Below are 318 nucleotides of genomic sequence, written 5' to 3' on the forward strand. Positions count from 1 at the left end.
AAAACAGCAACCTCCGTTTGGCCGCTTCGGATGCGAACCTCACAGAGATCCTTCCTCGTGACCAGCACAGCCGCTAAAGCGGCAATACAGATTACGATAATAGCGATAAGTACCGCTTTTTGCTGTTGCATGGTTAGCGTCTCCTTGCCTTCCGGCGTGTAAGAGGCTAATCTTATGTTGTCTAGCATAAGGATAGGCCTCAAATTGATTGAAAGATCATTTGGGGCTTTCTTCTATCTGCTCCAGCGCGCCAGAGACAGATAGTCTCAAGCGCCCGCCCAGAATATACCAAAGCAAAATACATATATCTATATATTA

The 318-nt window shown here is 46.2% G+C and carries 1 protein-coding gene; it reads right to left on the reverse strand.

The window, feature by feature from the left end:
* A partial coding sequence (locus C5471_RS23760; RefSeq protein WP_166296738.1) for a Hok/Gef family protein occupies positions 1 to 131 on the reverse strand: 131 nt, incomplete at its 3' end.
* Positions 132 to 318: the final 187 nt, after the last annotated feature.

The organism is Photorhabdus tasmaniensis, assembly GCF_011189505.1.
Lineage (GTDB): Bacteria > Pseudomonadota > Gammaproteobacteria > Enterobacterales > Enterobacteriaceae > Photorhabdus > Photorhabdus tasmaniensis.